Annotated in this window: 4 protein-coding genes; 3 read left to right on the forward strand and 1 reads right to left on the reverse strand. The window is 62.0% G+C overall.

All coding sequences use genetic code 11. The annotated features are described in order from the left end of the window. The 3 genes from VLJ37_09220 to VLJ37_09230 form a co-directional block, all read left to right on the forward strand. A partial coding sequence (locus tag VLJ37_09220) for a CDP-alcohol phosphatidyltransferase family protein (GenBank protein HSA59850.1) occupies positions 1-671 on the forward strand: 671 nt, incomplete at its 5' end. Between the two features lie 53 nt (positions 672-724). Next, positions 725-1831 (forward strand): aminotransferase class V-fold PLP-dependent enzyme, encoded by a 1107-nt coding sequence (locus VLJ37_09225; GenBank protein ID HSA59851.1) that lies wholly within the window; start codon positions 725-727, stop codon positions 1829-1831. Next, a complete protein-coding gene (locus VLJ37_09230) occupies positions 1828-2613 on the forward strand; it encodes a phosphocholine cytidylyltransferase family protein (protein ID HSA59852.1) in 786 nt (261 codons plus the stop codon). Before VLJ37_09225 ends, VLJ37_09230 begins: the two co-directional genes overlap by 4 nt. On the opposite strand, the gene VLJ37_09235 is transcribed toward VLJ37_09230, so the two are convergent. Further along, complete coding sequence (locus VLJ37_09235) at positions 2539-4986, reverse strand: MMPL family transporter (GenBank protein ID HSA59853.1); 2448 nt, start codon at positions 4984-4986, stop codon at positions 2539-2541. The two genes, VLJ37_09230 and VLJ37_09235, sit on opposite strands and share 75 nt — an antisense overlap. Between the last annotated feature and the right edge of the window lie 151 nt (positions 4987-5137).

The raw sequence follows: 5137 nt of genomic DNA on the forward strand, positions 1-5137 counted from the left end.
GCTCTCTCGCCCTTCTCGCGGCGATCGTCCTGGATTGCAGCGACGGGATGCTGGCGCGGATCACGGGCACCTCCAGCCCCGTGGGCCGCGTCTTGGACGGCTCCTTCGACACGGTCTGGATCGTTCTCATCTGGGTCTCCCTCTACGTCAGCGGCCCCTATTCCCCTTCCTCCGGGTTCACCCTGCCCTTCATGGCGATCGCCGGGGCCAGCATGCCGCTGCATTGCTGGACCTACGACGGCGTCAAGACGACCTACGTTTCACTCTGCGAGCCGGATTTTTCGGAAAAACACCTATCGGCGGACGAAGCCGGCAAGCGCGCGAGGCTAAGCTTGAAGGGGCGGCGTTATTTCGAAGCCCTCTTATACGCCATCATGTCGTACCATCACTCCGTCTTCGTCCGCCCGCCCCGCGAATCCCTCCAACTCGACGCGAAGACCCGCTCCGCCGCCCGCGAAATCTTGGCGCGGTCCATGAGGCTCTGGAGCTTCTTGGGCGAAGGGACGCACCTGGCGCTTTTCTTCGCAGCCGGCCTTATCACCCCCTTCTTTCCGGACGCCATGTTGGCGGCCTGTGGCGTCATCCTCATCCCCATGAACCTCCTGTGGCTCGCGGCCGCCCTCCTCTGGTTCCGGGACAAGAAGCGCGTCTTGGAGGCGGCCGGGACCTGACCTGAAAAGCGATTGATTCCGCCTCGATTTGTGGGCTATCCGCTTGGGGGTCGATGAAATCACCCAAGCGGCGAAGGACCTCCTTCACCCTCTTCACCCCGGGACCGGTCATGATGCCCGACGACGTCCTGCGGTCGGGGGCCGAGCCGCTCCCCTATTTCCGCACGGACGCCTTCTCCCGAACGGTCCTGAACTGCGAAGCGATGCTCCTTCGCCTTCTGAAGGCCCCGGCGGGGTCCCGCACGGTCCTTCTGACCGCCTCCGGCACGGCCGCCATGGAGGCCGCGCTCGGCGGGTTCGGCGATGACGATAACCTGCTGGTCGTGAACGCGGGCGCGTTCGGAGAGCGTTTCGCCGAGATTTGCCGTTTTCACCGCCTCCCCCACGAAGAGCTGAGGATCGCCCCGGGTTCCCCTCCACCGCAGGGACTCAAGCCGGCCTCCTCCGTGAATGCCGTCGTGGCCTGCCACCATGAGACGACGACGGGAACGGTCTATGACCTGGATGCGTGGGACGCCTTCTGCAAGGCGAATAACGCGTTACTGATCGTGGACGCCATTTCCTCTTTCTTGGCGGACCCCATCGACCTGTCGCGGCAGTCCATCGACGCCCTGATCTTGAGCTCGCACAAGGGCTTGGCCCTGCCGCCGGGCCTGAGTTTCGTGGTCTTGAGCCCCCGCATGATCCGCAAGATCGAGACCGGACGCGCGAGGTCCTATTATCTGGAGTTGAATCGCTGCTTGAAAGAAGGCGTCCGGGGCCAGACCCCCTTTACCCCCGCCATCGGGCTCGTACGCCAGCTCGAGAAGAGGCTCGAGGCACTGATCCAGGAAGGGGCCGATGCCCAGGTGCGCCGCACCGCCCGGCTCGCCCGCGATTTCCGCAAAAAGATACGGGGATTGCCGTTGGACTTGTTTTCCGCGAACCCGTCGAACGCCCTGACGGCCCTGGAGCCGCGCGACGGGCGTTCCGCCCTTTGGTACGTCGAGAGGCTGCGCGAGGATTTCGGATTTTACGTCTGCCCCAACGGAGGCGACCTCCAGGACCGGGTGTTCCGGGTGGGACATCTGGGAAATCTGACGATACGCGACAACGCGCGCCTGGCGGCCGCTCTCAAGAAGCTTGCCGCCTCGAAATCAAACCGGAGGTTGGCGGCATGAAAACCATCATCATGGCGGCGGGGGTGGGGACGCGGATCAGCCAGCGCCTGGGAGACACCCCCAAGTGCTGCGCGCGCATTGGGGACGAATCCCTCATCCAAAGGACGGTCCGGACGCTCAAGAAGTCCGGCGTGCACGACATCTCCGTCATCGTCGGATTCAAGGCCGCGCGGGTCCGGGAAGACATCGAAAGCATGGGCGTCAAGACCTACGAAAATCCTTTCTTCGACGTCACCAATTCGATCGCCTCCCTGTGGTTTGCCCGCCGGGAGCTGCAGACCGACGACGACGTCATTGTCATGAACGGCGATCTCTTCTTCGAGGAACATCTCATCCCGCACGTCATCAAGGCCCCGCAGGAACGCGTCGTCTTTGCGGACCCGAAGAGGACTCAGGAGGCGGATTACCGCCTGCAATACAGCGGAGGGATCGTACGCGAGTTCGGCAAGACCCTCCCGGTCGCTCGCACCACGGGCGAATACGTGGGAATCGCCAAGATCGGCGCGTCTTTCCTCGATACGTTCCGCAATCACCTCGAATTCCTCATCGGACAGCAACGTCACGGGCTTTGGTGGGAAAACGTCCTTTTCGATCTCTCCGAGCGCGGGGAGCCGATCTTCGTGCAGGAAATCGCGGACGTTTTCTGGGCCGAGATCGATTATTGGGAAGACTACCAGAGGATCATGGAGTTCCTGAACCGCGGGGGCTCAGGTGTCGCAGACGGGGACGTCCGCCGCGCCGAGCGCGCCGGCGGCAGGCAGATCCTTCGGACGGTGAAGTAACAATCCGCGGGGATAGAAATAAACGCAAACCAAGGTCACGATCAGGATTCCCAGCGAGGCCACCCACCCCGCCGAGCGCAAACCCGCGCTGGACGTCAAGACGAGCCCCCCGAAACCCACCAGGGACGTCAGGTTCGAAACCAGGATGGCCGGAACTTCATTGGCCATCGTTTCGGGGCTAAAACCTCGCTGATCCAGAGATTCCCCGAGATGGACGAACGAATCGACGGCGGTTCCCAAGATGACGGGAATGACGGCGATGTTGATGATGTTGAGGCGGATCCCCAGGGCCCACAGCGCCGCCGCTAAGAGGAGCAGGCTGCCGACGAGCGAACCAAACACGAGAGCGGCGCGCGGCAACGGTTTCACCTTCACGAAAAGCACCAGGCCCAGAACGCCCAAGAAAAAGAGGAAAACGCGGGGCGATTCACCCTCGATCAGGCGGATGATGTCGTCGCTGACGAACGTGTTGTCCACGGCCAGGAACGGAACCCCCGCCTTCGCCTCGAACTCCCGGATGCCGTCTCGGTAACGTTTCATCGTTTCGGCGGAGACGCGGCCGAATGCCGGATTCAAGGCCACCGCGAAGTCGCCCGAACCGTCACGGGCCTCAAACAGACGCCTGACTTCGGGAGGAAGCGATTCCCGCGCGATCGGCGGCGCCTGGAGGGAACTCTCGAGACTCGCCAAGATTCTGTCCCTATCCTTCCCCCAAGAATGGCGGAGCCCGCGCGATTTCTCCAAAATCCTCTCAAGAACCGCCTTCTTTCCCAGGACGTCCGGCAGAAAGACGGATTCCCCGATCACATGATTGAAAACCGCATCCTGCCCTTTCGCTTTCAAAAACTCCTGAGCGGCGTGAACGAGATTTCTTTCGGCCTCTTCCCCCCTCACCAGGAGGAGGGTCGGGACGGTCGCCAAGGGAAACAAAGGGGTAATGCGATCGGCCAGCCGGTAACCCGGCAGGGAACGGCTCTCCACTTGTCCGTCATCGAAGGAAATCACCCTCACCGAAGGCAAGGCAAGACATCCCGCGACGCATAGGCCCAAAAAAAACGAAACGCCGGCCACGGGACCGCGGGGCATCCAAAACGCCCCGAATCGGGCGCGCCACCGGGACGCCGGGACCTTCGATTCCTGCGCGATCGGCGGCCGCCTGCGGAACCTCTCGGCCACGCTGAGGACCGCCGGCAGGACCAGCATGATCGCCGCATAGTTGAGCAGGAGACCCACCGCCCCGACCACGCCGAACTCGAAAAAAAGGCTGAACTTTGAGAACAAAAGAGCGAGGAAACCGCCCGCCGTGGTGATCATGGAAAGATAAGTCGCCGAGCCGGTTTCGGAAAAGGCCCTCTCGCAGGCTCGTTGAAAATCGGTCCCCTCCCGGCGTTCCCGGCGGTAACGGCTCAGGATGTAAATCGCGTAATCGCTCCCCAATCCCGCCAGGATGACGGCGGAAAAGCTCGTAATGATGTTCAGGCGCCCCTGGATCAAGGCGACCGCTCCGCCGGTCCATAGGATGCCGATGGTCACCGGCAGAATGACGAGGACCGCTCCGGTGATGCTTCGAAAATACAGGAGAAGGATGACAAAGAGGAGCAGCGTGACGACCGCTGAAACCCACAGGATCTCGCGACGCGTCAGGTCGGCTTGCTCCAGCATCTTTGGATACGCGCCGGTATAGCCGACCGTCACAGAGCCGAAACCTTCCTCACCTTTGAGTCGTTCGACCTGGGCGCGGACGTCAGCGAGGAAACGCCGGGTTTCGTCCAAGCTTTGCGGATTGCTCTTGAGCTTGACCTTCAGAACCCGCAGAGCGCCGTCCTCGGAGGAGACGGTCCCGTCCCCCTTGAAACCGAACCGGCGCCGGTATTTGTCCTGGAGATCCTTAAACGAGAGATCGATCCGGTCTTCGTCGTCGGCGAAATCCATCAACCCGTTGAATACCGGGCTCAGCCCCTTTTTCTCCAACGCCGCGGCGCGGTCGACCCTGGCCTCCACCTCGCGCAAATCCTCCAAGTCGATGTAAAGCCACCCGCGTTTTTCGAAGAAATCGACGGGAGCCCGTCCCTCCACGTAAGATACGTCGGGCCGACCGGCGAGACGCGCCTCCAACAGTCCGGCGAAACGCTCCGTGGTACGGGACTCCGGGGACTCTACAACCACCAACAGGTGCCCCAGTCCCGCGAACCGGGCCTTCAAGGTCTCCAGGCCGCGGACGCTCTCGATCTGCTTGGGAAGCAGGGCGGCCAAGTCGTTTTCGATGTGGAGTTTTTTGGCCGCCAGGATCGAGACGCACGTCAGCACGGCCGTCAAGACGAGGACGGCACGCGGAAAACGGATCCCGATATTGAAGAGTCGAAGCAAAATCAAACCGCCTTAAGAGGCCTCTTGCATTCTTTTCCAGTAGTCGCGGAAGAAGACGTATAAGACCGATAGGAATCCGGACAACACGAAGACGGTCACCACGATCTGGGCCCTCTTGGGCCGGTATTTCCGCAAAGGCACGCGGGCCCAGTCGATC

This window comes from bacterium (genome assembly GCA_035454885.1).
Lineage (GTDB): Bacteria > UBA10199 > UBA10199 > JACPAL01.